This window comes from Terriglobales bacterium (assembly GCA_035543055.1).
Taxonomy (GTDB): domain Bacteria; phylum Acidobacteriota; class Terriglobia; order Terriglobales; family Acidobacteriaceae; genus JAIQFD01.
The window spans coordinates 1-26,476 of the sequence record DATKKJ010000040.1 but is presented as its reverse complement, the minus strand read 5'-3'; the positions used below and the strand labels follow the sequence as shown (position 1 = coordinate 26,476).

25 protein-coding genes are annotated in these 26,476 nt (G+C 65.6%); 19 read left to right on the top strand and 6 right to left on the bottom strand.

The genetic code is table 11. The features are described 5' to 3' along the window. Positions 1-288, top strand: a 288-nt coding sequence (locus tag VMS96_02980; GenBank protein ID HVP42366.1) for a Maf family protein, incomplete at its 5' end; no start/stop codon positions are given. On the opposite strand, the gene tatA is transcribed toward VMS96_02980, so the two are convergent. Both tatA and VMS96_02970 read right to left on the bottom strand, forming a co-directional pair. Beyond that, positions 289-456, bottom strand: coding sequence for a twin-arginine translocase TatA/TatE family subunit (gene tatA, locus VMS96_02975; protein ID HVP42365.1), 168 nt, complete (start codon positions 454-456; stop codon positions 289-291). A gap of 75 nt (positions 457-531) precedes the next feature. Then, positions 532-1,713, bottom strand: coding sequence for a M20 family metallopeptidase (locus VMS96_02970; GenBank protein HVP42364.1), 1,182 nt, complete (start codon positions 1,711-1,713; stop codon positions 532-534). 81 nt (positions 1,714-1,794) lie between these two features. Between VMS96_02970 and fabZ the strand changes: the two genes are divergently transcribed. From fabZ to lpxI, 3 genes are read left to right on the top strand one after another with little or no spacing between them, the layout of a single operon-like run. Then, positions 1,795-2,289 carry a 3-hydroxyacyl-ACP dehydratase FabZ gene (gene fabZ / locus VMS96_02965; GenBank protein HVP42363.1) on the top strand — a complete coding sequence of 165 codons (495 nt, stop codon included), beginning with the start codon at positions 1,795-1,797 and terminating at the stop codon, positions 2,287-2,289. Beyond that, the gene (lpxA, locus tag VMS96_02960) at positions 2,286-3,059 is read left to right on the top strand and encodes an acyl-ACP--UDP-N-acetylglucosamine O-acyltransferase (protein HVP42362.1); all 774 of its coding nucleotides are present in this window, start codon (positions 2,286-2,288) and stop codon (positions 3,057-3,059) included. The genes fabZ and lpxA overlap by 4 nt, the downstream gene beginning before the upstream one ends. Before the next feature lie 6 nt (positions 3,060-3,065). Beyond that, positions 3,066-3,899, top strand: a complete 834-nt coding sequence (gene lpxI / locus VMS96_02955; protein HVP42361.1) for a UDP-2,3-diacylglucosamine diphosphatase LpxI — start codon at positions 3,066-3,068, stop codon at positions 3,897-3,899. A 112-nt stretch (positions 3,900-4,011) separates the two neighbouring features. Here the strand turns inward: lpxI and VMS96_02950 are convergent, their stop codons facing one another. Continuing rightward, positions 4,012-4,647 (bottom strand): superoxide dismutase, encoded by a 636-nt coding sequence (locus VMS96_02950; protein HVP42360.1) that lies wholly within the window; start codon positions 4,645-4,647, stop codon positions 4,012-4,014. Between the two features lie 175 nt (positions 4,648-4,822). Here VMS96_02950 and VMS96_02945 point away from each other — a divergent pair, with 175 nt between their 5' ends. Next, positions 4,823-5,839 (top strand): Gfo/Idh/MocA family oxidoreductase, encoded by a 1,017-nt coding sequence (locus VMS96_02945; GenBank protein HVP42359.1) that lies wholly within the window; start codon positions 4,823-4,825, stop codon positions 5,837-5,839. A gap of 138 nt (positions 5,840-5,977) precedes the next feature. Then, positions 5,978-6,991 (top strand): TonB family protein, encoded by a 1,014-nt coding sequence (locus VMS96_02940; protein ID HVP42358.1) that lies wholly within the window; start codon positions 5,978-5,980, stop codon positions 6,989-6,991. Positions 6,992-7,463: 472 nt separating this feature from the next. On the opposite strand, the gene VMS96_02935 is transcribed toward VMS96_02940, so the two are convergent. Further along, positions 7,464-8,300 carry a transcriptional regulator gene (locus tag VMS96_02935; GenBank protein ID HVP42357.1) on the bottom strand — a complete coding sequence of 279 codons (837 nt, stop codon included), beginning with the start codon at positions 8,298-8,300 and terminating at the stop codon, positions 7,464-7,466. Between the two features lie 149 nt (positions 8,301-8,449). Here VMS96_02935 and miaA point away from each other — a divergent pair, with 149 nt between their 5' ends. From miaA to VMS96_02900, 7 genes are all read left to right on the top strand, one after another. Beyond that, positions 8,450-9,379, top strand: a complete 930-nt coding sequence (gene miaA / locus VMS96_02930; protein ID HVP42356.1) for a tRNA (adenosine(37)-N6)-dimethylallyltransferase MiaA — start codon at positions 8,450-8,452, stop codon at positions 9,377-9,379. Between the two features lie 243 nt (positions 9,380-9,622). Continuing rightward, positions 9,623-11,509, top strand: a complete 1,887-nt coding sequence (locus VMS96_02925; GenBank protein HVP42355.1) for a glycoside hydrolase family 3 N-terminal domain-containing protein — start codon at positions 9,623-9,625, stop codon at positions 11,507-11,509. After that, the gene (locus VMS96_02920) at positions 11,496-12,068 is read left to right on the top strand and encodes a hypothetical protein (GenBank protein HVP42354.1); all 573 of its coding nucleotides are present in this window, start codon (positions 11,496-11,498) and stop codon (positions 12,066-12,068) included. The genes VMS96_02925 and VMS96_02920 overlap by 14 nt, the downstream gene beginning before the upstream one ends. A gap of 357 nt (positions 12,069-12,425) precedes the next feature. Continuing rightward, positions 12,426-12,971: a hypothetical protein gene (locus VMS96_02915; protein HVP42353.1), complete on the top strand. Its 546-nt coding sequence runs from the start codon at positions 12,426-12,428 to the stop codon at positions 12,969-12,971. 71 nt (positions 12,972-13,042) lie between these two features. Beyond that, on the top strand, positions 13,043-13,612 hold the full coding sequence (gene pyrR, locus VMS96_02910; protein ID HVP42352.1) for a bifunctional pyr operon transcriptional regulator/uracil phosphoribosyltransferase PyrR: 570 nt from the start codon (positions 13,043-13,045) through the stop codon (positions 13,610-13,612). Positions 13,613-13,615: 3 nt separating this feature from the next. After that, positions 13,616-14,524 carry an aspartate carbamoyltransferase catalytic subunit gene (locus tag VMS96_02905; GenBank protein HVP42351.1) on the top strand — a complete coding sequence of 303 codons (909 nt, stop codon included), beginning with the start codon at positions 13,616-13,618 and terminating at the stop codon, positions 14,522-14,524. After that, positions 14,524-15,828, top strand: coding sequence for a dihydroorotase (locus tag VMS96_02900; protein HVP42350.1), 1,305 nt, complete (start codon positions 14,524-14,526; stop codon positions 15,826-15,828). Before VMS96_02905 ends, VMS96_02900 begins: the two co-directional genes overlap by 1 nt. 7 nt (positions 15,829-15,835) lie before the next feature. Here the strand turns inward: VMS96_02900 and VMS96_02895 are convergent, their stop codons facing one another. Both VMS96_02895 and VMS96_02890 read right to left on the bottom strand, forming a co-directional pair. Beyond that, the gene (locus VMS96_02895) at positions 15,836-16,936 is read right to left on the bottom strand and encodes an MBL fold metallo-hydrolase (GenBank protein ID HVP42349.1); all 1,101 of its coding nucleotides are present in this window, start codon (positions 16,934-16,936) and stop codon (positions 15,836-15,838) included. 129 nt (positions 16,937-17,065) lie between these two features. Further along, on the bottom strand, positions 17,066-18,277 hold the full coding sequence (locus tag VMS96_02890; GenBank protein ID HVP42348.1) for a glycine C-acetyltransferase: 1,212 nt from the start codon (positions 18,275-18,277) through the stop codon (positions 17,066-17,068). Between the two features lie 261 nt (positions 18,278-18,538). On the opposite strand from VMS96_02890, the gene VMS96_02885 reads away from it, so the two are divergent. The 6 genes from VMS96_02885 to hemE all read left to right on the top strand — a co-directional run bounded on the left by VMS96_02885 (position 18,539) and on the right by hemE (position 26,236). Further along, positions 18,539-21,151, top strand: a complete 2,613-nt coding sequence (locus VMS96_02885) for a protein kinase (protein ID HVP42347.1) — start codon at positions 18,539-18,541, stop codon at positions 21,149-21,151. A 163-nt stretch (positions 21,152-21,314) separates the two neighbouring features. Beyond that, the gene (gene acpS / locus VMS96_02880) at positions 21,315-21,683 is read left to right on the top strand and encodes a holo-ACP synthase (GenBank protein HVP42346.1); all 369 of its coding nucleotides are present in this window, start codon (positions 21,315-21,317) and stop codon (positions 21,681-21,683) included. Positions 21,684-21,707: 24 nt separating this feature from the next. Beyond that, the gene (gene acsA / locus VMS96_02875; protein ID HVP42345.1) at positions 21,708-23,423 is read left to right on the top strand and encodes an acetate--CoA ligase; all 1,716 of its coding nucleotides are present in this window, start codon (positions 21,708-21,710) and stop codon (positions 23,421-23,423) included. Positions 23,424-23,434: 11 nt separating this feature from the next. Further along, positions 23,435-23,701: an acyl carrier protein gene (locus VMS96_02870; protein ID HVP42344.1), complete on the top strand. Its 267-nt coding sequence runs from the start codon at positions 23,435-23,437 to the stop codon at positions 23,699-23,701. A gap of 41 nt (positions 23,702-23,742) precedes the next feature. Further along, positions 23,743-24,990 (top strand): glycine C-acetyltransferase, encoded by a 1,248-nt coding sequence (gene kbl, locus VMS96_02865; protein ID HVP42343.1) that lies wholly within the window; start codon positions 23,743-23,745, stop codon positions 24,988-24,990. 199 nt (positions 24,991-25,189) lie between these two features. Beyond that, positions 25,190-26,236, top strand: a complete 1,047-nt coding sequence (gene hemE / locus VMS96_02860; protein ID HVP42342.1) for a uroporphyrinogen decarboxylase — start codon at positions 25,190-25,192, stop codon at positions 26,234-26,236. Positions 26,237-26,476: the final 240 nt, after the last annotated feature.

Sequence of the window (26,476 nt, the reverse complement as noted above, 5' to 3'; positions counted from 1 at the left end):
GGCCGCGCGCATCAAGTCACTACCGCCGTGTGCCTGATGGGGCCGGGCGTGGAGGACACGGCCACGGAAACCACGGAGGTCGCCATGAGCGCCCTCACGGACGAGGAGATCCACGCCTACGTCGCCAGCGGCGAACCCATGGACAAAGCCGGCGCCTACGCCATCCAGGGGCGCGCCTCGCGCTGGGTGACGCGCATCGACGGCTGCTATTTCAATGTCGTGGGGTTGCCGCTGCCGCTGGTGTACCGCATGCTGCTGCGGCACGGCGCGATTCGGGCTGGACGCTAGCTACTCTTTCTTTTCCGGCTGCTTCTCGTCATCCTTGAGCGCTGCTTTGAAACCCTTGATGCCCTCGCCCATGCCCTTGCCCAGCTCGGCCAGTTTGCCTGGGCCGAAAATGAGCAATGCGATGGCCATGATGATGAGCAGCTCCGGTATACCGATCTTGCCGAACATGCGGCCTCCAACGGGCGGAAAAGCGCTTTGCTTGCCCCAATTGTAGGTCAGGCGCAAGGGGAACGCAAAACGGCGCTAGACGGTCTCGATGAGCCGGGCCAGCAGGGCGGCCCGCCGAGGGAGTTCGGCGATCAGGAGGGACTCGTGGCTGGCGTGCGCGCCCTCGCCGACCGCGCCCAGCCCATCAAGGGTGGGGATGCCCAGGCCGGCGGTAAAATTGCCGTCGGAGCCGCCACCGACCGCAGCCTCCTTGAGGTCGAAGCCCAGTCCGCCCGCGATCTCACGGGCACGGGCGTACAGGGCCGCGACCGCCGGGGTGCGTTCCAGCGGGGGGCGGTTGATGCCGCCCTCCACCTCCAGGCGGCACTTGCGGTCCTGCGGGCGCAGGGAGCGGAACTTCCTCTCGATGCGCGTCCCGTCGCTACTGCGCGCGATGCGCACGTCCACCACCACCTCGGCCAGGTCCGGCACCACGTTGCTGCGGGTGCCGCCGCGCACCACCCCCGGGCTGACCGTGAGCCCATGCTTCAGCTCGGTGAATCCGGCCACGTGCTCGATCTGCCGCGCCAGCTCCAGCACCGCGTTGTGTCCCTTCTCAAAATCCAGGCCGGCGTGGGCCGCGACCCCGTGCACCCGGATGGTGAAGTTGCCCACGCCCTTGCGCGCCGTCTTGCAGGCGCCCTCCAGTCCCTGTGCCGGCTCCAGCACCAGCACCGCTGCCGACCTCTTCGCCAGGGCCTCGGTGAGCGGTCGCGACGAATCACTGCCGATCTCTTCGTCGCTGACCAGCAGCACGGTCAGCGGGCGCGGCAGGCCGCCGGCCCCGGCCAGCGTTTCCAGCGCATACAGCGCCTGCACGATGCCGCCTTTCATGTCGAAGACGCCGGGGCCCCAGGCGCGCTCACCCTCGATGCGCCACGGCATGCGGGCCAGGGTACCCACCTCCCAGACCGTGTCATAGTGCCCGAGCAGGAGCAGCGGGGTACTGCTGCCGCCCGCGAAGTCCACTTGCAGGTGCGGGCCGTTCTTTTCCCGCGGGTGCAGAGTCGGCTTGCCGCCGCGGCGGGTGAATTCTTCCGCCAGGAAATGCGCCAGCCGGGCCAGCGCCGCCGGGTCGTGGCTGGGGGATTCCCGCTCCACCAGCGCCCGCAACGTCTGCACCATCTCGCGCTCCCGCGGTTGCAGGCGGGCAAACAGATCTCGGACCCGGCTGTGCGCGTCGGTCTTTGTGCCCCTCGAGCTGCGTTTCCTTTGCATGACGGGACAGCCGTACTTATCCTCTATAATTACCGCTTTCGTTCACGCCGGCGCGCGCCACTGGTGCGGCCGGATGCAATCATGAGCAGCGAAACCACCACTCCGGCCGTCGAGCCCGGGACCGTGCTGGACATCAACCAGATCCAGCGCATCCTGCCCCACCGCTATCCTTTCCTGCTGATCGACCGCGTCATCGAGCTGGTACGCAGGCAGCGCATTGTCGCACTGAAGAACGTAACCATCAACGAGCCGTTCTTCGCCGGCCATTTTCCCGGCTATCCCATCATGCCCGGGGTGCTCATCGTGGAAGCCATGGCCCAGGCCGGGGGTGCGCTGCTGCTGACCGAGGTGCCCGACCGCGACGGCAAGCTGATGGTGTTCACCGGCATCGAGCGGGCCCGCTTCCGCAAGCCGGTGCTGCCCGGCGACACGGTGCGCATCGAGGTCACCGTCCTGGCCTGGCGCCAGAACGCGGTCCGCATGGACGGCAAGGCCTTCGTGGGCGAGAAGCTGTGTTGCGAGGCCGTCATCAGCTGCCAGCTGGTCAACCGGGTGGCCCCTACTCCCAACCCATGATCCACAGCAGCGCGATCGTCGATCCCGGCGCCCGAGTCCCCGATAGTTGCAAGGTCGGCCCCTACTGTGTCATCGAAGAGGGCGTGGAGCTGGGCGAGGAATGCGAGCTGGTCTCCCACGTGCACCTCGGCGGGCCTTCCAAGATCGGGTCGCACAATCGTTTCTTCCCCTTCGCCGCCGTCGGCCTGGCGCCTCAGGACCTGAAGTATGCGGGCGAGGCCACGCTCCTGGAGATGGGCGACCACAACACCGTCCGCGAGTACGTCACCATCAACCGCGGGACAGCGGGGGGCGGGGGCGTCACCCGCATCGGCAGCCACTGCCTGATCATGGCGTACTCGCACATCGCGCATGACTGCCACGTCGCCGACCACGTCATCATGGCCAATGCCGCCACTCTCGGCGGACACGTCACCGTCGAGGAGTGGGCGGTGGTGGGCGCGCTCTGCCCGGTGCACCAGTTCGTGCGCGTGGGGGCCCATGCCTATATCGGCGGCGGCACCACCATCACCAAGGACGTGCTGCCCTTCTCCAAGACCGCCGCCTACCGCGATACCCACGCCTACGGGATCAACGCCGTGGGCCTGGAACGCCGTGGCTTCAGCCAGGAGCGCATCCGCAAAGTGCACCACGCCTACAAGCTGCTGCTGGCCTCGAAGCTGAACACCTCGCAGGCGCTGGAGAGACTCAAGGCGGAGCCCGACCGCGGGGAGGATGTGGAGATGCTGATCCGCTTCATCGAATCGTCGGAGCGCGGCGTGGTTAAATAGTGGCCAGTGGACAAACTAGGCCTCATCGCAGGGAACGGTAGATTTCCGCTGCTCTTGTTGCAGGCGGCCAAGGCGCGCGGCACAGAGGTCATCGTCGCTGCCATCGAGGAAGAAACTTGGCCGGAGATCGAGCAGCACGGCGCCGCCGCGGTCTACTGGCTCTCGCTCGGCGAACTCTCCAAGCTGATCGAGACTTTCAAGAGGGAAGGCGTGACCCAAGCCATCATGGCCGGCCAGGTGAAGCACAAGCAGATCTTCTCCAGCATCAAGCCGGACTGGCGCCTGGCCAAGCTGCTGCTTTCCCTGGGCACGCGCAACACCGATTCCCTGATCGGCGGGGTGGCCAAAGTGCTGGCCGACGAAGGCATCACCCTGCTCAGCTCCACCGCCTATCTCGAGCCGCTGCTGGCCCGCACGGGCGTGCTGAGCAAGCGCGAGCCGTCAGATCAGGAACGGAAGAACATCGAGTATGGCCGCGCCGTCGCCCACCACTTGGCCCAATACGACATCGGGCAGACGGTGGTCATCGCGGAATCGGCTTGCGTCGCGGTCGAGGCCATGGAAGGCACCGACGCCGCCATCCGCCGCGCCGGGGAGCTGATGAAGACGCTGGCCGAGCCGGCCTCCACGCTCAGCCGCGAACTGACGGTGGTAAAAGTCGCGAAGCCGGGCCAGGACATGCGCTTCGACGTCCCCGTGGTCGGCCTGCCTACCATCGAAGCCATGCGCGATGCCGGCGCCACCTGCCTGGCGCTGGACGCCGGCAAGTGCCTGCTGCTGGATGGCGATGCCATGCTCCGCGCCGCCGATGACGCGGGCATCTCTGTCATCGCAGACTGACGAGCAAATTGATGGCGTCATGCTGAGGCCCTTTAGGGCCGAAGCATCTCGCGCGGCGCACGCGAGCTCCTTCGAGGCTGAAGCCCCTCAGGATGACGGCAATCAATAGCGACTACGCCGCGGCCTGCTTCACGCTGCGCAGGAATTCCTCGTATCGCTTGTTCACCGCTTCCCAGTTCACCACGTTCCACCAGGCCTTCAAGTACTCAGGCCGGCGGTTCTGGTACTTCAGGTAGTAGGCGTGCTCCCACACGTCGTTGCCCATGATGGGATACAGGCCCTCGGTGAGCGGGCTGTCCTGGTTGGCGGTGGAGATGATCTCGATCTTGCCGCTCTTGTTCCCTACCAGCCACACCCAGCCGCTGCCGAAGCGCTTGGCGCCGGCGTCGTTGAATTTCTCCTGGAACTGGCTGAAGCCGCCGAACGCGTCCTTGATGGCGTCCCCGACTTTGCCGCTGGCGGGGCCGCCGGCCTGGGGCGCCATGATCACCCAGTACATCGAGTGGTTGGCGTGCCCGCCGCCATTGTTGCGCACCGCGGTGCGGATGTCCTCGGGCACACTGCTGAGGTAGCGCAGCAGCTCCTCGACGGACTTCTGCTCCAGTTCCGGGTGCTTTTCCAGGGCGGCGTTCAGGTTGCTGACGTAGGCGCCGTGGTGCTTGTCGTGATGGATCTCCATGGTCTTGGCGTCGATATGCGGTTCGAGCGCCGCGAAGTCATAAGGCAGTTCCGGCAATGCATGGGCCATCGAATCCTCCTTGGTTCGGCCGTTGATTATACCGTTAGACGATTGATTCGCCGCGTGGCCGTCTGCGCCGGCGATTCTCTTGTGAGACTACACCTCTTCGATGCGTCATCCCGAGGGCCGGATTGTGGAAATCGGCTGGTAGAATCCTCCTTTGCCGCCAGAGGGGACAATCCGCGTGGCCGTGGTCGGAGTGGGTGCGTTCGGGCGCAATCATGCCCGGGTGTATCGCGAGCTCGCCCAGCAGGGAGGCGTGCAACTCATCGGGGTGCTGGACTCCGATGCCGCCGCCGCGGCGGCCGCCGGCCAGCGCTTCGGCGTGCCGGTGCTCTCTTCGCTGGCCGCGCTGAAGGGGACCGTGGATGCGGTTTCGGTCGCCGTCCCCACCGTGCACCACCTGGCGGTCGCCCGCGAGCTCCTGGAGGCCGGCATCGACCTGCTCATCGAGAAGCCGCTGGCCGCTTCGCTCGACGAGGCCGACGAGCTCATCCGCCTGGCGCAGCGCACCGGTCGCGTGGTGCAAGTGGGCCACCTGGAGCGGTTCAATCCGGCGGTGCGCGCCACGGTTCCGCTGCTCACCCGCCCGCTCTTCTTCGAGGTCCACCGGCTCAGCGTCTTCACCCCGCGTTCCCTGGACGTGGATGTGGTGCTCGACCTGATGATCCACGACCTCGACGTCGTGCTCTCCTTCGTGGATTCCCCGGTCAAGGAGATCCGCGCTGTCGGCCTGCCCATCCTCTCCGAGCGGGTGGATATCGCCAACGTGCGCATGGAATTCGACTCCGGCTGCGTCGCCAACTTCACCGCCAGCCGGGTTTCCACCGAGCGGGTGCGCAAGCTGCGCTTCTTCCAGCCCCACCAGTACATCTCCATCGACTACACCCGGCAGGACCTGATGGTGTTCAGTGTGGACCCGTCGAAAGCCGCCGCCGTGCCCGGCGAGCTGCTGCCCTCGGCCAATCCCGGCATCTCCATGCAGAAACCGCCGGTGGTTGCGGAAGAGCCCCTGAAGGCGGAGCTGCGCGCCTTCCTGGACGCGGTCCGCAGCCGCTCCAAGCCGCTGGTGGGCCTCGAGGACGGCCGCCGCGCGCTGGCCGTAGCCCTGGACGTGCTGGCAGCCATCCGGGAGCACAGCCGGCGACTTCGCCTGGAGGCCCTGGTCCCCCCGCCCGCCGCCCGCAACAATCCTGCCTGAAAGGGGTTGTAGGGGATTCGATTTCTCTCCCTCTCCCCGGCGGGCGGGCTGATTTGGTGAGAAAATAGCAGCCAGGATTCCGCTTACCGCATCCGCTCCGGCAGGAGTGTTTTCGGGAAGAGGGCGGGCAGTACACGGATGGCAACCAGCGAAGTGACGCGCACCGCAGCGAAGGGCGCGCCCGATCTCCACGTCGTCCCGGTGTTCGTGGTCGAGTTCGACGACGAACGCTCGCGTTCCCGCCTGCGCGAAGCCGCCTTTCTCTCCATCATCCTCCACCTGGTGTTCTTCATCGTCCTGCTGCTCTCTCCTAAGTGGCTGCCGAGGCTGCACCCCGTGCTGCTGGCGACTCCGGCCGACTTGATGCGCAGCCGCGAGCTCACCTTCCTCGACCTGCCGCACGACACCCAGAAGCCGGCCCGGCCGCCCGAGACCCACGTGCTTTCCGATAAGGACCGGGTGGCCATGTCGCGCCGTCCCAGCATCGACCGCAAAACCCTGGACGAGCTGCGCGACAGCCGCCGCGAAGGACGCCCCGGCGCTCCTGGGCCGCAGGCCCCGCCGGCTTCGGCGATGGCCGCGCCGCCTCAGACTCCGCCGGCCAACCAATTGGCCCACCTGGAGGCTCCGCCTATCGCCAACCGTGAGCCCACCACGCCGAACTTCTCCGTCGGGCAAAGAGCTCCCGGCTCGGAGATCGACCGGGCGGCTCGCGCCGTCGCCCAGACCCACGGGGTGGGCGGCAGCGCCGGTGAGGCCGGTGATTATGGCTTGGGCATGAACCGGAATGGCGCCAGCCTGGGTGGTGACGTGGACATCCTCAGCGACACCATGGGCTTCGACTTCTCGCCCTACCTGGCGCGCATCCGCCACATCATCCAGGACCACTGGATGGCCGGCATCCCGGAGAGCGCCTACCCTCCCCTGCGCAAGCACGGCAAGGTAGCCATTGATTTTGCCATCCTCCGCGACGGCAGCGTGGCCGGCATGAAACTCTACGGCCCTTCCGGGGATGTGGCCCTCGACCGCGCCGCTTGGGGCGGCATCACCGGCTCCAACCCGTTCCCGCCTCTGCCCTCCGGCTTCCCCGGACAGTTCCTTTCCATCCGCTGCCGCTTCTACTACAACCCCGAGCGCGGCGAACTACGCTAGCTGCGGGTGCCCGTCTTTTGGCGCGCCGCCTCTGCGCGACAAACGGCGGGAAACACATTTGTTGATCCTTGCGATTTTCATTCCCCGCAGTGACAATTGCGCTGGATGAAACAGAGCACTCGCGACAATCTTATTTACTTGGGCGTTGGGCTTGGAATCGTCGCCGTTATAGTGGCAGATCTTTCTTATTCAGAGGGTCATGGTCTAAAGATGTGGTTGCCGTCGAAGTTCACGCTGCGTGCGGTCTATACCACTGGCCTACTTGGATACTTCATAGCGCGACAAACACGAAGGTTGGGAGCGAGGGCTGCTCAGGTAGTTGCGTGTGTTCTATTTGGCGGTATTGTCCACCTCGCGGTGTTGATCGGACTCCGTCCAACTATTGCTCAGCTTTCGGGTATCCTCTTCGCAGCATTTGCGACCTTTGAAGGGTTTCTGATTGTCGAGTTGCAATTGCAGGTGCTCCGGTATCTCACATCAGGTTGAGCAGACCTATTGGAGTAGCGGGATATCCCATCCTGATCAGCGTCCGCTGGGAGAACGGCACGTAGAGCAGCGCAGCGGAGGCGGCCAGCGCCAGGCCCAGGCCGATCTTGTGAGCGATGAGCAAGGGCGATAGCGCCCAGATCACGTCCATCACGAACAGCAGCGGGAACAGCCGCCGGAATTTCTCCCCCAGCAGACGGTAATCGAAGGCCACGGCGGTCAGCAGGTACAGCCGCATGGGGATGCCGATGACGGCGGTGATCACCACCACGGTCAGCACCGCGGTGCCCGCCCCGAGGGTCAGCGCCGCGATCTGCTGCACCCGCTCCGGCCGCGCCAGCGCCTCGATGTAAAAGACCAGGTACATGACCTGGAGCAGGAGAAAGAGCGTCCGCACCAGCCCGCGGTGGGGACGCGGCAGGGCGTCGGCCGGGACCGGCTGCTCCGGGCTCGCCGGCAGGGCCACGGCAGGCGCCTCAAGCTCGCCGGCATCGCTCTGCACCGGCGCGATGAAGCGATAGCCGCGCCGCGCCAGGGTCTCGATGAACCGCGGATTGCCCGCCGTGTCTCCCAGCGCGTCGCGCAGCTTGTTGATGGCGGTGTTCAGGCTGTGGTCGAAGTCCACGAAGGTGTCGGCGGGCCACAGCCGCTGGCGCAGGTCCTCGCGCGTCACCACCTCGCCAGGACGCTCCAGCAGCGCCAGCAGCACCTGGAAGGGCTGCTCCTGCAAGCGCACCTTGGCGCCGTTCTTGCGCAGCTCGCCGCTGGCGGGATCCACCTCGTAGAGCCCGAAGCGGATCGATTTGCGACTGCCTTCGGCCATCGGTCGCGAGTGTATCACCGGCCTTGCCGCTACAATGATGCCGTGCGCGCCGCACGGCAACAGGTCCTCGGGGCGCTGATCATCGCCCTGCTCATCCTTGTGCTGCTGGTGGTCCGCTTCGGACGGCTCATCCACTGGAGCGCCCGCTGATGGCGAAGGAACCGCTCCTGGTGGCCATCGTGGGTCCGACTGCCAGCGGCAAGACCGCGCTGTCTCTGGCTCTGGCCGAGCGTTTCCAGGGCGAGATCGTGAACTGCGACTCCGTCGCGCTCTACCGCGAGTTCGAGATCGGCACCGCCAAGCCATCGCCCGCGGAGCGAGCCCGCGCCCCCCATCACCTGCTCGATCTGCTCGCCCCTGACCAGGTATTCACCGCCGGCGACTACGCGCGTGCCGCGCGGCGGGTGCTCGACGACATCAAGCAGCGCGGCCGGTTGCCCATCGTAGTGGGCGGCACCGGGCTCTATCTGCGCGCGCTGCTGGAGGGATTGTTCTCCGGGCCGCCGCGCTCCGAGGAACTCCGCGAGCGCTTGCGGGCGCGCGCCGGGGCGCGCGGGCCCGCGTACCTGCACCGCATCCTGCGCCGGCTCGACGCGGCCGCTGCCGCCTCCATCCACCCCAACGACGAGCCCAAGGTGATCCGCGCCGTCGAGGTCTGCCTGCTGGCCCGCCAGCGCATGTCGGAGCTGTGGAAACGCGGCCGCGACCCGCTCACTGGCTTCCGCATCCTGCGCCTCGGCCTCGATCCCGACCGCAACCAGCTTTACACCCGCATCAACCAGCGCGCCGCCCGCATGTTCGAGGATGGCTTGCTCGAGGAGACGAAACGGATTCTCGACACGTACGGCTCCTCCGTCGCTCCGCTGGCGTCGCTCGGCTACAAGCAGGCGGTGCAATACCTGCGGGGGGAGAGCGACCGCAAGCTGGCCGTGTGGGCGGCGCAGCAGGCCCACCGCAATTACGCCAAGCGGCAGATGACCTGGTTCCGCCGCGAGCCCGGCGTACGCTGGTTCAAAGGCTTCGGCGACGACCCCGAGATCCAGGCGCGGGCCGTCCCCTTGATCGTCGAGGAACTGTGACAAACGAAAAAGGCGTGGCCGAGGCCACGCCTTGGTTATCGAGGATTTACGGCTGGCATCCGGTGAACACCAGGTCAGGTGCGTTGGCGTTGTTGCCGGGAGTTACCGTGACGGCGCTTTGTCACCATCTGGAACGCTTGCAGCGGGCAGCTTCTTGCCGTCCCCCAGGTAAGAAATACACCGCGTGTTGCTGACATTCTGTGCTCTGTACTCTGCCCTCCGAACTCTGTACTCTTGTCAGCCATGCTCTCGCGGTTGACGGCGGTGCTGCTGCTCTTTGCCTCCCTTTGCGCCGCAGAAGACAAGTTCCAGAGGCCCGGCCCGGTGCAGCTCACCATGGACGGGAACAAGTGGGCTGAAAAGACCCTGAAGAGACTGTCTCTGGAGCAGAAGGTCGGACAGCTGTTCATGGTCCGAGCGCTGACCCGCTTCTACAACACCGCCGACCCGGACTACGCCCGCCTTCGCGACCAGATCCAGCGCTATCACCTCGGCGCGGTGCTGCTGACCATCCCTTCCGACGGCCCGGTGGTCTACAAAAGCCAGCCCTACGAAGCGGCGATGTTCACCAATCATCTGCAGGCTGACGCCGAACTGCCGCTTCTGGTCGCAGCGGATTTCGAGCGCGGCCTCTCCATGCGCTTCTATGGCACCACCAACTTTCCCCACCCCATGGCTTTCGCCGCCACCGGCAAGCGGGAGTACGCGGCTGCCATGGCCCGTGTCGTCGGCCAGGAGGCGCGCGCCATCGGTGTGCAGTGGAACCTGTTCCCCATTGCCGACGTGAACTCCGCTCCCGACAACCCCATCATCAACACCCGCTCATTCGGCGAGGACCCGGCCCAGGTGGGCGAACTTGACGCCGCCTACATCGATGCCGCACGCGATGCCGGGATCCTGACCACGGCCAAGCACTTCCCCGGCCACGGCGACGTGAGCACGGATACGCACCTCGGGGTCGGCCAGGTCACCGGCAGCCGCGAGCACCTGGAGCACATTGAGCTGGCGCCCTTTCGCGCCGCCATCGACGCCGGCGTAGACGCGGTGATGACCGCCCATGTCACCGTCCCGGCGCTGGATCCCGACCCCAATCGCGTGGCCACTGTCTCCCGCGCGATCACCACCGGGTTGTTGAAAGATCAGCTCGGCTTCAAGGGACTGGTGGTCACCGATGCCATGGATATGGGCGGGGTCACGCGCCTGTTTTCTGGCCAGCCCGGCCGGGCGGCGGTGGAGGCCCTCAAAGCCGGCAACGACATGGTGCTGCTGCCCGCCGACCTGGAGGCTGCCTTCAACGCGGTGGTGGCAGCGGTGCGCAATGGCGAGATCCCCGAGGCGCAGATCGACGACTCCGTCCTGAAGGTCTTGCGCGCCAAAGCGGCCCTCGATCTGCACAAGACCCGGCAAGTCGATATCCATGCGCTGGCGAGTACCGTGGCGCAGCCCGCCAGTATGGCCCTGGGCCAGCAGGTGGCTGACGAGGCCGTCACCCTGGTGCGCGAGAACGGCCAGGTCCTGCCCATCAAGAAAAATGGAACCCACCCGGCGCTTCCGGCGTACCAACAGGGAGGAGAGGCAGGCAGCCGCGTCCTCGCCGTGTTCTTTTCCGACAGCACCCGCGACGAGGGCGACAGCCGCTTCGAGCCCGAGCTGAAGAGCCGGGTTCCCGATGCCAGGTTGATTTACGTGGACCCGCGCACCGCCGCCGGCCTGAGCGCCACGGTGCTCGAGGCCGCGCAGCAGGCGCGCACCGTCATCGTCGGCATCGTTTCCTTTCCCAGCGCCGGGAGAATGATCCGCGTGCAAGGCAAGCTGACCAATTCCGTAGCCATGGGCGATGCTCCCGCCGCTCTCCTTCAGCGCTTGCTGGAGCGGGCCGGCGCCAAGACGGTGGTCGTGTCCCTGGGCAGCCCCTACGTGGCTTCGGGCTTTTCCGGCGTGGAAAACTACCTCTGCACCTTCTCCAGCACGACGGTCTCGGAGACCGCTGCCGTCAAGGCGCTGTTCGGCGAGATCCCCATCCACGGCCGGCTGCCCGTCTCGGTCCCGGGCATCGCGGCGCGCGGCGCCGGACTCGACCGTCCCCCGCTGGTCAGCCGCAACGGAGGAGTACGTCATGTCGAGCGCTAACAAGATCTTGGTATTCGCCGCATTCCTGGGGCTTTTTCTCTCCGCCTGCAGCATCCAGAGCAAGAAAAGCGAAGAAAAGAAGGGCGACAAGGTGGACATCGACTCGCCCATCGGCTCCATGCATGTCGCGACCAACGAGCACGTCAAGGCACCAGACACCGGACTGCCCATCTACCCCGGCGCCCGGGAGGCCGCACCCGAGGAGCATGACAACACCTCTAAGGCCAACGTCAATCTGGGCTTCGCCGGTTTCGGGCTGAAGGTCGTAGCCGCAAAGTACGAGTCCGACGATTCCGCGGACAAGTTGAAGGATTTTTACCGTAAGGCGCTGTCGAAGTACGGCGAGGTGGTGGAATGCCGCGGCGACCTGGATCTGGACTACGGGAAGGACGGCAAGTCGGTGAAGTGCGAGAGTTCCAAGAGCGAACCCGATAAATACGAGATGGGCGTCGGCAAGGGTGACGCCCAGCATGTGGTCTCGATCCGGCCAAGAGGAAAGGCGACCCAGTTCGCCCTCATCTACATTCAAACCCGCGGCAAAGAACGCGAAACGATGTAGAGGCGTTTTGCGGGCGTGAGCGAGGCGCAGCCGAGCGGGAGCCCGCAGCCGATATCCTGAGCGCGTCAGCGCGAAGGATCTCACCGAGTTGTGCCCCCGCCGATGCGTGCGATAACTTGAGCCCTTTTGCGGGCGTGAGCGAGGTGCAGCCGAGCGGGAGCCCGCAGGCGATATCCTGACCCTGAGTCTTCGAAGGGGAAGGACCTAGCGCGAGTTGCGTCCCGCCGAGGCGTGCGCTAACGTGAGCTAGTGGATCATCCCTGTCATCGCTGCGGCGCCCTGATTGCGGAAGGGGCTCCTTTCTGTCCGCAGTGCGGCGCTCCGCAGATCCGCGTTGCCGCCGGGGGATCGGCAACTGTGCCTCTGCCCCCGGGGACCCCGGACGAGATCCAGCCGCCGGCCCAGCCCGTCTTCCGCCCCGCCATCGCCTGGGGCGCGGCGCGGCGCAGCATCATCATCGCCGGTATCCTGGCCGCTATCGCCGCCATGATCGCTCCCATCGGCGGTCTCGGTGTGCTCTTCTGGACGTTCCTGGCCACGTTGGTGGTCGTCCACCTTTACGCCCGTCGTCCGGATGCCCGGCTCACCGGAGCCTCGGGTGCGCGTCTGGGCGCGGCGACTGGCCTGGCCTCATTCCTCGCCTGGGTGACAATGTTCCTCGTTGCCGTCTTCGGATTGGGCCAGGGACCGCAATTGCATAAGTTCGTCATTGACTCTATGCGCGAGGCCTCCGCCAACTACCCCACGCCCCAGGCCAGCCAGGCTATGGACTTCATCGCCAGCAATAGCGGCTTCGCCACCTTCATCACCATGATGCTGGCTCTATTGCTTTTGTTTTCAGTGATTTGCGGGGTCCTCGCGGGGGCGCTGGCGGGCGCCGTGTCGGCCCGCGGCTCGCGCTAGGCGGCCGGGTCCGCACTTGCTGCTGTTTCGCCCTCCAAGTATCATGCCCAGTTCCCGGCAGGTCTTCCTTTATGAGTTCGCAGGCAATCAACCGCGCCCAGCAGCGCGAACGGCAACTGATGTCCGCCTCCGAGATCGAGCGCACGCTGGTGCGGCTGGCGCACGAGATCGTCGAGAAGAACAACGGCACCGAAAACCTCGCGCTCGTCGGCATCCGCCGCCGCGGCGTTCCCCTGGCGCAGCGCCTGGCCGCCCTGATCGGCAAGATCGAGAAGAAGACCATCCCCGTAGGCACCCTCGACATCGCTCTCTACCGCGACGATCTCTCCACCGTCGGGCCCAAGCCGGTGGTGCAGAAGAGTGACCTCGGCATTCCCATCCAGGACAAGAACGTCATCCTGGTGGACGACGTGCTCTTCACCGGGCGCACCACCCGGGCCGCGCTCGACGCGCTGATGGACCACGGCCGCCCGCGGCGCGTGCAGCTCTGCGTCCTGGTGGACCGCGGGCACCGCGAATTGCCCATCGAGGCCGCCTTTGTCGGACGTCATTTCCAGACCACGCGGCAGCAGAGCATCGAGGTGGGCCTCAAGGAGACGGACAAGACCGAACACGTGATGCTGGTCGAGAGGAACTCCTAGCTCATGGCCAAGCGCCCGCACTCGCTGTTGGGCATCGAACAACTCGCTCCCGATGAGATCAATGCGCTCTTGCGCCTGACGCGCCGCATGGCCGGCGGCCGTCCCCGCCCGCTGTTGCGCGACCGCCGCATCGCGCTCCTGTTCTACGAGGCGTCCACCCGCACCCGCACCTCGTTCGAATACGCCGCCAAGGCGCTGGGCGCGCAGACCGCGCTGATCAGTTCGCAATCCTCCAGCATCGAGAAGGGCGAATCGCTGGTGGACACCGGCTACACCCTCCAGGCCCTGGGGGCGCAGGCCATCATCCTCCGGCATCCGTCTTCGGGGGCGGCCAGCACCCTCGCGCGCTTCATCGATATTCCGGTGGTCAATGCCGGCGACGGCATGCACGAGCATCCCTCGCAGGCGCTGCTCGATGCCTACACCATGCTGCGCCACAAGAAGACCTTGCGCGGGCTCAGGGTCGCCATCGTCGGCGACATCTACCATTCGCGCGTGGCCCGCTCCAACGTCTTCCTCCTCGCCCGCATGGGCGCGCAGGTGACCCTGTGCGGCCCCCCGGACTTCCTGCCGGACGCGGCCGCCAGTCTCGCCAAGGGCCTGCGCATCACCCGTCATCTCGACGACGCCATCCGCGGCGCCGACGTGGTCATGATGCTGCGCATCCAGAAAGAACGCCTGGTGCACCGGCACATCAACCTCGAAGACTACACCGCCGCCTACCAGCTCACTGCCGAGAAGCTGAAACTCGCCCGCCGCGACGCCATCGTCATGCATCCCGGGCCCATCGTGCGCGGCCTGGAGCTCACCAGCGACGTCGCCGACGGCCCGCAATCGGTCATCCGCGAACAGGTGGCCAACGGCGTCCCCGTACGCATGGCCATCCTGGCTACCGCCGTGGGGGCCGCCTGATGAGTGCGATTCGCAAGAACGGATCGATCCTGATCAAGGGCGGCCGGGTGATCGATCCGGCGCAGAACATCGACGCCGACATGGACCTGCTGCTGCGCGACGGCTTCGTCGCCGAGCTTGCGCCCAAGGGAAAGGTCCGCGGCTCCGCCGACGAGAGCTTCGACGCCCGCGGCCTGGTCGTTTGCCCGGGATTCATCGACCTTCACGCTCACTTGCGTGAGCCCGGTCAGTCGCACAAGGAGACCATCGCCACCGGCACCCGCGCCGCCGCCGCCGGGGGCTTCACCTCGGTCTGCTGCATGCCCAACACATCACCGGTCAACGACTCGGCAAGAATCACGGCTTGGATGCTGGAGGCGGAGCGCGGCGCCGTGGTCAATGTCTTTCCCGTGGCCGCCGCCACTCTGGGCAGCGAAGGCAAGCAGTTGAGCGACTATGCGGGGTTGCAGAAAGCCGGCGCGGTCGCCGTCACCGACGACGGCAAGCCCATCCTCGACGAAACCGTCATGCGCGACGCGCTGCGCCTGGCCGGCGCCCTCAACATGCCGGTGGTACAGCACGCCGAGGACACGCGCCATACCGCGCATTGCGTCATGCACGACGGCCCCACTGCCTTCCGCTTGGGATTGCGCGGCATGAGCGCCGACGCCGAAGCCAACATCGTCGAGCGCGACGTCAACTTCGCCCGCAACACCAACGGGCATCTCCATGTCGCCCACATCTCGACCGCGGCCGCGCTGAAGGCGGTCCGGCGGGGCAAGAAGTCGCGCGCCCGTATCACCTGCGAGGTCACGCCCCACCACTTCTCCCTGCTCGACGAGAATGTCGGCGACTTCGATACGAATTGCAAGATGAACCCGCCGCTGCGCTCGGCCGCCGACCGCGAGGCCATCCTGGCGGCGCTCGACGACGGCGCCATCGACGCCATCGCCACCGACCACGCCCCACACGCTGCGCACGAGAAGAACGTCGAGTTCGACCGTGCCCCCTTCGGCATCACCGGGCTGGAGACGGCGCTGGGGCTGGCCATCACCCGGCTGCACCGCGAGCGCAAGATGGCGCTGCCGCGCCTAGTCGAGCTGATGTCCACCAACCCGGCGCGCATCTTCAACCTGCGCGGCCGCGGCTCGCTGGTGCGCGGCTCCTTCGCCGACGTCACCGTATTCGATCCGGCCAAGCGCTGGACCTTCGAAGCGGCAAAGTCACTCTCGAAATCGAAAAACACGCCCTTCGACGGCTGTCAACTCGTGGGGAAAGTGGTCGCAACCCTCGTCGCCGGCCACTTCGTCCACCGTAACGGCTGAGCGCCGCCTACTTCCCGCCCCACTCCTCGTACAGCTTGTTGATGGTCGAGCCGACGGTGAAACCCCAGGCGAAGATGTACTGGTTCTTGAACTTCTCCGGGACCGCATAGCGCGCAATGGCTTCGGCGGCCGGTACGCCGGCCTTGTGGGTCTTCTCCGCATACTCAGCCAGGTCGTCAAAGATCGCGGCGAAAAGTGCGACGCCTTCCTGGCCGCACAGCGGTCCGTGGCCGGGGACAAACAGCGTGTCTTTGCCCAGCGCGGCAAAGTGGGTCAGCGTCTTGCGCCAGGCGGAGATTGAAGCGTCGAAGGTGACCGGATAGAGGCCGTTGAACAGCAGGTCGCCGGTGAAAACGATGTTCTGCTCGGGAACGCGCACGATGAGATCGGTCCCCGAGTGGCCCGGGAAGCTCTCGATCACCGCCATCAGTCCGCCGGCGTCCACGGTCACGGGGAGTTTCGCTGGATCGAGCGGATGGTTAGGCAGCGCTAATACCGTCGACTGGGTCGTGTCAAAGATCAGGGTGGCGACGCCGAGGTCGGATTCCGCGTGCTGCCGCTCGCTGTCCGTGTGGGCGTCATGCACCCGCTTCTCGAAGCCGGCCAGAAATGCGGCCCGGTCGGTCCCCTGCAGCGCGCCGTAGCTCTCCATCATGCGCGCGGCGACTTTCGCGTGCCCCCACACCGGGATGTCGTGGGCGCCGTAGACGGCGTTCCCCATGGAGTGATCGAAGTGGTAGTGGGTGTCCAGCGCGGCCCGGACCGGGACCTGGCTGACCATGCGCAGTGCGTCCATCTGGAAGCTGGCGCCGGTGGGCGTGCGGAATCCCTCGATCAGGAAGGCGGCGTCGCGTCCCACCAGGAAGCCGCCATTCGACATGCTCTGCAATCCCTTCGACAGGTCCGCGATGTTGGCGTACACGCCTTGGCCGATCTTGCGGACCGACGCAAAGCCTTTGTCCAGCAGCGGCGCCGCCGCGACGCGGGAGTCCTGCGCGACCGATTGCGCCATCGCAGGCAGCGGGATGAAGCGGGCAACGGCGTAAGCCGCTCCGAAACACGAGGTGGCGGCAAGAAAGCGACGGCGGGAAATGCCGGGTCGGTGCATCTGCTCCCCCCTATCCAGAAGGTGCGGCATCGTAGCACAGCGGATTTGCGATCTGTGATTGGCGATTGAACGCAGCCGACTGCTGGATACGCAATCACAAATCACCAAGCGCAAATCACAAATCTTGGCCTAGAGAATCCCCATCCGCTTGCCCACCCGCTTCAGCACCTCCAGCGCCCGGTCGAGCTCGTCCCGGGTGTGGGTGGCGGTCATGATGGTGCGGATGCGTGCTTTGCCCTCGGGCACCGTCGGATAGGTGATGCCGGTGCCGAACACGCCTTCCTTGAACAGCTCGCGGGAGAAGTCCATGGTCAGCTTGCCGTCGCCGATGATGATGGGCGTGATCGGGGTCTCGCTGGCCGGCGTGCCCTTGCCCCCGATATCGAAGCCCAGCCCGCCCAGCTCCTTCTTCCAGTAGCGCGTGTTCTCCCACAGGCGTTCGATGCGCTCCGGCTCCTGCTCCAGCACGTCGAAGGCGGCGATGCAGGTGGCGGCCACCGATGGCGGATGCGAGGTCGAGAACAGGAACGGCCGCGCCCGGTGGTAGAGGAAGTCGATCAGGTCGCGAATGCCGCAGACGTACCCGCCCAGCGCTCCGATGGCCTTCGACAGCGTGCCCACCTGGATGTCCACCCGCCCGTGGACGTTGAAGTGGTCCACGGTGCCGCGCCCATTGCGCCCCAGGACGCCCGAGGCGTGCGCGTCGTCCACCATCATGATGGCGCCGTACTTCTCCGCCAGGTCGCACAGCGCGGGCAGCGGCCCGATGTCGCCGTCCATGGAGAACACGCCGTCGGTGATCAGCAGCTTGCGCCCCGGCTCGCCCTCGACTTCTTTCAGCAGTTCCTCCGCCTCCGTCATGTCCTTGTGGCGGAATACTTTGATGTTGGCGCGCGACAGCCGCGCCCCGTCAATGATGGAGGCGTGGTTGAGCTGGTCGGAGATGATGAAGTCGCCCTTGCCCAGCACCGCCGACACCGTCCCCGCGTTGGCCGCGAAGCCCGACTGGAAGACCACGCAGGCCTCCACGTTCTTGAAACGCGCGATCTTCTCCTCCAGCTCCATGTGGATCTTCATGGTGCCGGCGATGGTGCGCACCGCCCCCGAGCCCACACCGTACTTCTTGGTCGCCGCCAGCGCCGCCTCGCGCAGCTTGGGATGCGTGGTCAGGCCCAGGTAATTGTTCGACGCCAGGTTGATGACCTTCTTGCCATCGAAGGTGCACTCCGGGGCCTGCTCGTCCTCCAGCACCCGCAGCGAGAAGTGCGTGCCCTTCTGCTTGAGCTCGTTCAGGGTGTCGGTCAGGTAGGTGAGCGGATTGGTGCGCGCAGTCGTGGTCATCGAACCTTCTTTGGATGAACTGGCTGGGGCAGCCCCACAGGATCAATCGCCTATGATGCGAGTTTCCGTCGGTTCCGTCAATGCACCCAGGTCGGCCTTTGTTCCGGTACAAGCACGGCCTGCGGTGGAAGGGCACGTCTTGACGCGTGCCGAAAGGGCGCGAAACATGATCGATCAGGGGATCGTCTCCGATTTGCCGACCATCCATTCCGCATCGTCGCCGACTGTCACAGTAGTGCTCATCTATAATCGAGCCCACAGATGACCCTCACTTCTGGCACGAAACTCGGCCCTTATGAGATCCAGTCGCCGGCGGGCGCGGGCGGCATGGGCGAGGTGTACCGGGCGCACGACACGCGTCTGGGTCGCGACGTCGCGGTCAAGGTAATGCCGGCATCGTTTGCCGCGGACGTGGACCGGTTGCGCCGATTCGAGCAGGAGGCGCGGACGGTGGCGGCACTGAACCACCCCAACATCCTTGGCCTGTTCGACATCGGCACCCACGAAGGCGCGCCGTACATCGTCTCCGAGCTGCTGGAGGGGCAAACCATCCGCGAGCGGCTGAAGGATGGCGCCATCGCACCGCGTAAGGCGGTGGAATTGCTGGTGCAGATCGCGGAAGGCCTGGCAGCGGCGCACGAAAAGGGGGTCGTACACCGAGACCTCAAGCCGGAGAACGTCTTCATCACACGCGATGGGCGGGTGAAGATCCTCGACTTCGGCCTGGCAAAGCTGCGGCCACAGAACGGCAAGGGAGAACGGGCGGCAGCGGCCGGCGGGCCCGGAGACACGCTGACGTCAGCTGGTGCAACGCCCACCACACCGGGCATGGTCCTGGGGACCGTGGGCTACATGTCGCCGGAGCAAGTGCGCGGCAAAGAGGTGGACGCGCGCAGCGACATCTTCAGCTTCGGGGCAGTCGCGTACGAAATGATTTCCGGCAAGCAGGCGTTCCGCGGGGACTCGAGCGTAGAGACGATGAACGCCATCCTGAAGGAAGAACCGCCAGAACTCGACACCGACAAGCTGCATGTTTCGCCCGGGTTGGAGCGGATCATCCGACATTGCCTGGAAAAGGACCCTGGGCACCGGTTCCAATCGGCGCGGGACTTGGCGTTCGACTTGGCGGCACTTTCGCATCTGTCGGGGAGTTCGGCGGAGAAGGCGATGATGCGCGGAGGCCTGGCATGGCATCCGCGGCAGTGGATGATCACCGCAGCGGTGGCGATCGTGGTTGCGATGGTGGCGGGCACAGCGGCGATGAGATTTCGCCACGAAGAGCGGCTCGAATTCCAGCAACTGACGTTCCGGCGCGGCACGGTCTTTAGCGCGCGGTTCGCGGCCGACAAGAAAACGGTGCTTTACAGCGCACAATGGGGCGGCGACTCCGACGAGGTGTTCTCGACCGTGGCCGACAGCCGCGAGTCGCGTCCGCTCGGTCTGGGGCTGGGGAATGCGGAGTTGCTGGCGGCTTCGTCCACGGGTGAACTGGCTGTGCTGCTGAAACCCGACGTTCAGATGGCGGGCTTCGTGCGCGTGGGGACGCTGGCACGGGTGGCGTTGGCCTCCGGAACGGCGCCCCGAGAGGTCGCGGAACAAGTGGCGTGGGCCGACTGGAGCCCGGATGGCAGCCAGCTTGCAGTGGCGCGGGTCCGCGATGGCGAGTGGGTGATTGAGTATCCATTGGGTAAGGTGATCTACAAGCAGCCAACGCAGGGCTGGATCGGCCACATGCGGGTGTCGCCGAAAGGCGACGCCATCGCATTCCTGGCGCACGAAGCCAATGGCGACGATGCCGGCAAGGTAACCATCATCGCCACCGATGGGAAGGTGCGCGCGAGCAGCGAATATTTCCCGGGCGTGCAAGGGCTGGCATGGGCGCCCGACAACGAAGTCTGGTTCACCGCCGTGCCGCAGCAGGGCGTGGCTTCCAGACAGTTGCTGGCGCTGAGCACCACGGGAAGGCGGCGGGTGCTGCTGATCGCTCCCGGCGAGATGACGCTGCACGACATCGATTCCGATGGCATGGCACTGGTGACGGTCAACAGCCGCACGCGATCCATCATCGCCATCGTGGACGGGAAAGAGCGAAACCTGGATTGGCTGGATCGACCGGTGTTTTCGGCGCTTTCGGCGGATGGAAAACTGGTGTTGTTCCACGAGGGAGGTAAGGCCGGCGGCCCGACCGGCACGACTTATCTGCGTGGTGTGGATGGCTCGCCGGCCGTCAGGCTTTCGGAAGGCTATTCTATGGCTCTATCGAACGACGGCAAATGGGTTCTCGGCACCATTTCGAACCCGCTGCAATTCAGGGTGATTCCGACCGGGGCGGGCGAACCGAAGACTGTGGATCTGGGCCCGAGCAAACTGCAGAATGGGCAGATCGTGGGCTTCAGCGCCGACAGCAAACACCTGCTGATCAATGGCACGAACCCCGAAGGCAAGCGCCAGACCATGGAGACCGACTTCGACGGCGGCAACCCGCGAGCCCATACGCCGCCGGGATCCTTCGTACTCGGAGTGGCTCGGAGCGGCTGCTGTGAAGTCCGGCAGACGGCTGACGGATTGCAACTGTTCAACCTGGCGACAGGAGCTGTTGAGCCATTTTCTCCGCTGCGTCCGAACGAGGGCGTGGTGGGCGGATCGGCTGACGTGGGAACGCTCTATCTGGCGGAGAGGGACGGCAAGCAAGTCAAGCTTTGGCGCCTCGACCGCCGGACCGGCGCACGTACGTTCCTGACTGAGATCCTGCCTCACGATGCCACCGGCGTGATGGGCGTCAACAATATCCGCGTAAGCGCTGACGGGAAGACGATCGTGTACGGCTACACGCGCGAGGTGTCCGACCTGTACCTGGCGAGGCCGACAAAGTAAGGCCCGGAGGCCGCGGTTCTTGGGGTGCCGCAGACGAGGATGGAGGGTAGCGGTCTGCTTTGGCCGTTTTTGCAGCCTAGCTTTCCCTGTCATCCTCTGCTGTGACCCGCGTCACGGCGCGCCTCCCGTCCGCAGGCGCAGGCTTAGGTTGGTGTCCCAGGCCATGATCCTCGGCATTGGCATCGATCTGCTGGAGAACCGCCGGGTCGAACAGGAGCTGGCGCGCGACGAGTGGCGGCAGGGTGATGGCGTCTTCAGCCCGGAAGAAGTCCGCTCCTGCAACGCCGCCGGACGCCCGGCCCGCCGTTATGCCGCCTGCTTCGCCGCCAAAGAGGCCGCACTCAAGGCCCTCGGGGTCTCCGCCGACGATCTCGCCGTCTTCCGCGAGGTAGAAGTCGGGCTCGACTCCGGCAACATCGCTCTCCACCGCCGACTCAAGCACCGTTCCGAACAACTGGGGGTGAGGCACATCAGGCTGTCAACCAGCGTCAGCCGGGATTTCACCGGCGCCATGGTGATCCTGGAAAGCTGACCTGCACCAAGATCGGATACGCCTATGGGCAGCACGCTTGTCGCTCCGAAGTCCGTTTACGACCGGTTGCAGGAAGACCTTGACTGGGGCGTCGCGGAACTGGAGCTGGGCTACCGGCCCGGCACCCCCATCAACATCGGGTGGATGTGCAGCGACCGCCTCTGCCACGTCGGCCTGGGCGCCAAGCCGGCCCTGATCTGGGAAGACTTCCAGGGCACGCAGAAGCGTTACACCTACGACGACGTGCGCATCCTGTCGAACACCATCGCACACTTCCTGCGCGATCTGGGGATACAGCCCGGCGAGCACGTCTGCCTGTTCATGGACCGCGTGCCCGAGCTGTACATCGGCCTGCTGGGGATCCTGAAGACCGGCGCCGTGGCCCAGCCGTTGTTCTCGGCCTTCGGTGACGAATCGCTCCTGGTGCGGCTTTCCGACGCGCAGACCGCGGCCATCATCACCCAGAAGAAGCATGTCGCCAAGGTGCGCAAGGTGCGGGACAAGCTGCCTCACTTGCGCGACATCATCCTGGTGGACGCCGCCGGCGCTCCCCTTCAGGAACACGAGACCTCATTCCAGATGGAGGAGGCGCCGCGCCTGGAAAGCTTCGATGTGTATCCCACCACGCCGGAGTCTCCCTCGCTCCTGCACTACACCTCCGGCACCACCGGGCAGCCCAAGGGCGCGCAGCACGTCCATTACTCGATCATCGCCCAGTACCTCACCACCAAGTGGGTGCTTGACCTGCGCCCCGACGACATCTACTGGTGCAACGCCGACCCCGGCTGGGTGACCGGGACGTCGTATGGCATCATCGGCCCCTGGGCGAACGGCATCACCCAGGTGGTGCTCGACTCCGGCTTCAACGCCGAAGCCTGGTACTCGTTCCTGGCCCGCCACCGCGTCACCGTCTGGTACTCGGCGCCCACCGCCATCCGCCTGCTGATGAGAGAAGGTAAAGAGCTGGTCGCCAAGTACGACCTCTCCAGCCTTCGCCACTTGGCCAGCGTCGGCGAGCCACTGAATCCCGAGGCAGTCACCTGGTCGCAGCAAGTTTTCGGCAAACCCTTCCACGATACCTTCTGGCAGACCGAAACCGGGTGCATCGTCATCACCAATCTTCCGGGCATGCCTATCAAGCCCGGCTCCATGGGGCGGCCGTTCCCCGGCATCACCGCCACCGTCGTCAACCCCAAGACCTACCAGCCCATCACCCAGCCCGGCGTGGCCGGCATCATCGCCCTGCGTCCCGGCTGGCCGTCGCAGATCCGCAGCTACTGGAACAATCCCGCCGGCTACCAGGCCAAGTTCAAGAACGGCTGGTATCTCTGCGGCGACCGCGCCTCCATCGACGCCGACGGCTACTTCTGGTTCATGGGCCGCGACGATGACGTCATCAATACCGGCGGCCACCTGGTCGGCCCCTTCGAGATCGAGTCGGCCCTGCTGGAATGCCCCGCGGTGGCGGAATCCGCGGCCGTCGCCAAGCCCGACCCGGTGAACATGGAAGTGGTGAAGGCTTTCGTCGCCCTGAAGAAAGGCTACGAACCTTCCGACGACCTCGAAATCGAGATCATGAACCACATCCGCAAGCGGCTTTCTCCGCTGGCCATGCCGCAGGAGATCGAGTTCGTGGACTCGCTGCCCAAGACCCGCAGCGGCAAGATCGTGCGCCGCATCCTGCGCTGCAAGGAATTCAACGAACCGGTGGGAGACCTTTCCACCATCATGAACGACTAGCGAGGCCCTTTATGGACGAACTCACGACCGTGGTCCTGAATTACGTCATCAAGGAATACCTGGAGGAAGGAGACGACCGCGAGATCACCGAGACCACGCCCCTGATCTCGGGCGGCATCGTGGACTCTTTCTCCATGGTCTCTCTCAAGCGCTTCCTGGAAAAGAAATACGCCATCCGGATCCCCGACGCCGACGCCACGCCCCAGGCCTTCGACAGCGTGCGCAGCATCGTGGCCCTGGTCCGCCATTTCCAGGCGGCAAAGCTGACCGCCGCCTGAGCAGGGCGCGGCCGAATCAATTCGCCGACCGAGGTGAACTCATGGCTTACTCCGACGCAGTCCGCACTACCTACCAGGCCGACCTCCAGGGACTCCGGGACGCCGGCCTGTTCAAGGAAGAACGCCTGATCCATTCCCCGCAGTCCGCCGAGATCGAGGTGGAGTTCCCCACCGGCGCACAGCCCCGGACGTGCATCAACATGTGCGCCAACAACTACCTCGGCCTGTCGAGCCATCCCGAGGTCATCGCCGCCGCCCACGACGGATTGGACGACCGCGGCTACGGGATGTCGTCGGTGCGCTTCATCTGCGGTACGCAGGACATCCACGCTGCGCTGGAAAAGCGGCTCACGGACTTCCTGAGCACCGAAGACACGCTGCTCTTCCCCTCCTGCATGGACGCCAACGGAGGCTTCTTCGAGGCCTGCCTGTCGGAACAGGACGTGATGATCGCCGACCGGCTGGTGCACGCCTCCATCGTGGACGGCATGCGCCTGGCCAAGGCCATGCAGGACACCTACAAGCACTCCGACATGGCCCACCTGGAGGAGAAACTCCAGGAGCACCAGGACAAGCGCTTCCGCATGGTCATCACCGACGGCGTCTTCTCTATGGATGGCGACCTGGCCAAGCTCGACCAGATCGTCGCCCTGGTCGAGAAGTACAACGCCATGGTCTTCGTGGACGATTCGCACGCCACCGGCTTCATCGGCAAAACCGGACGTGGCACCCACGAGCATTGCGGCGTGATGGGCAAGATCGACGTCATCACCACCACCCTGGGCAAAGCTCTGGGCGGTGCCTCCGGCGGGATCGTCAGCGGCCGCCGCGAGTTGGTCGAACTGTGCCGCCAGCGCGCCCGACCCTACCTGTTCTCCAATGCGGTGCCCCCGGTGGTGGTGGCGGGCGCCATGAAAGTCATGGACATCATCACTCGCGGGACCGAGCGCCGCGACAAGCTGGAATGGAACGCGAAGTACTGGCGACGCCTGCTGAAGGACACCGGCTTCGACATCAAAGAAGGCGAGAGCCCGATCGTGCCGGTCATGCTCTACGACGCCAAGCTGGCCCAGGACTTCGCCCGCGACCTGTTCGCCGAAGGCATCTACGCCGTCGGATTCTTCTTCCCGGTGGTGCCCAAGGGCCAGGCCCGCATCCGCACCCAGCTCTCCGCCTCCCACGAGCGCCATCACCTGGACCGCGCCATCCAGGCGTTCCGCAACGTGGGCAACAAGCACGGCATTTTGGGCCTGAGCCGTAAGGAGCTGATGGCCCGGGCCGCGGCCTGAGCAATCGCGTGGCGTCATGCTGAGGCCCTTTAGGGCCGAAGCATCTCGCGTGCAGCACGCGAGGTCCTTCGGGGCTGAAGCCCCTCAGGATTGACGTCGGGAAGCTCCTGTGGCTGCTGCCTCCATGTGATGCCAATCACCGGTGGCCGTTCACCGGTCACACCGGGGAGTGCGGGCCTTTTGGTACAGTAAGAGTCGAATGTCCGCGTCCAATTCCCGCTTTGTCCGCGCCTGCCGCCGCCAGCCGGTGGACGTCACCCCGCAGTGGTTCATGCGCCAGGCCGGCCGCTACATGGCCGAGTACCGCGCCATCCGCAAGCACCATTCGCTGGTCGAGATCTGCAAGAAGCCGGAGCTGGCCGCCCAGGTCACCGTCGAGGCCGCCGAGATCCTGGACGTGGACGCCGCCATCATCTTCGCCGACCTCCTGCTGCCGCTCGAGGTCATGGGCCTGCCCTTCCACTTCGCCGCCGGCGAAGGGCCCGTGATCGAACGGCCGGTGCGCGAACCCGACGATGTGCGCGCCCTGCGCACCGACCGCTGGCGGGAACTCGGCTACGTCTCCGACGCCATCCGCGCCGTGGTCAAGCATTTCGGGGATTCGCGGCCGGTCATCGGCTTCTGCGGCGCGCCCTTCACCCTGGCCAGCTACATGATCGAGGGCGGCGGCTCGCGCAACTACGTCCACACTAAGAAGATGATGTACACCCAGCCGCGCGCCTGGGGCGAGTTGATGCAAAAGCTCGTCGACGTGCTCGCCGCCTACTCGCAGGAGCAGGTGAAGGCCGGCGCCGACGCCTTCCAGGTCTTCGACTCCTGGGTGGGATGCCTGAGCGTCGAGGATTACCGCGAGCACGTTCTGCCTCACGTGAGCAAGCTGGTGCAGGAGCTCAAGAAGTCCGGCGCCCCGATCATCTATTTCGGCACCGACAGCGCCACCCTGCTGCCCTCGATGGCCGAGACCGGCGCCGATGTCATCGGGGTGGACTGGCGTATCCCCCTGGACGAAGCCTGGGCGAGCGTCGAATACAAGGCTGCGGTCCAGGGGAACCTCGACCCGGTGCTGCTCTTCGCCGACCAGAAGACCCTGCGGCGCCGCGCCCACGAGGTCCTGCGCCGCGCCGCCGGACGACCGGGACACATCTTCAATCTCGGACACGGCATCCTGCAGGAAACGCCGGTGGAGAACGTGAAAGCGCTGGTCGAGTTCGTGAGAGAGTTCTCCATGACTGAAGTGGTGCAGTAGGAAGAAAACCCGATTGCGGATTTCAGATTGCAGAATTCAGATTTCAGATCTGGCCGATACTTTCGAGAAATCTTCAATCTGAAATCTGCAATCTGAGATCTGAAATCGATACGACGTGGCCCCCGACCCCAAACTCGCGGTCCTGCTCCTCGCCCACGGCAGCCCCGACTCCCCGGCGGACGTGCCCGAGTTCCTGAAGCGCATCACCGGCGGCCGGCCGATGCCGGAAGCGGTCGTCGT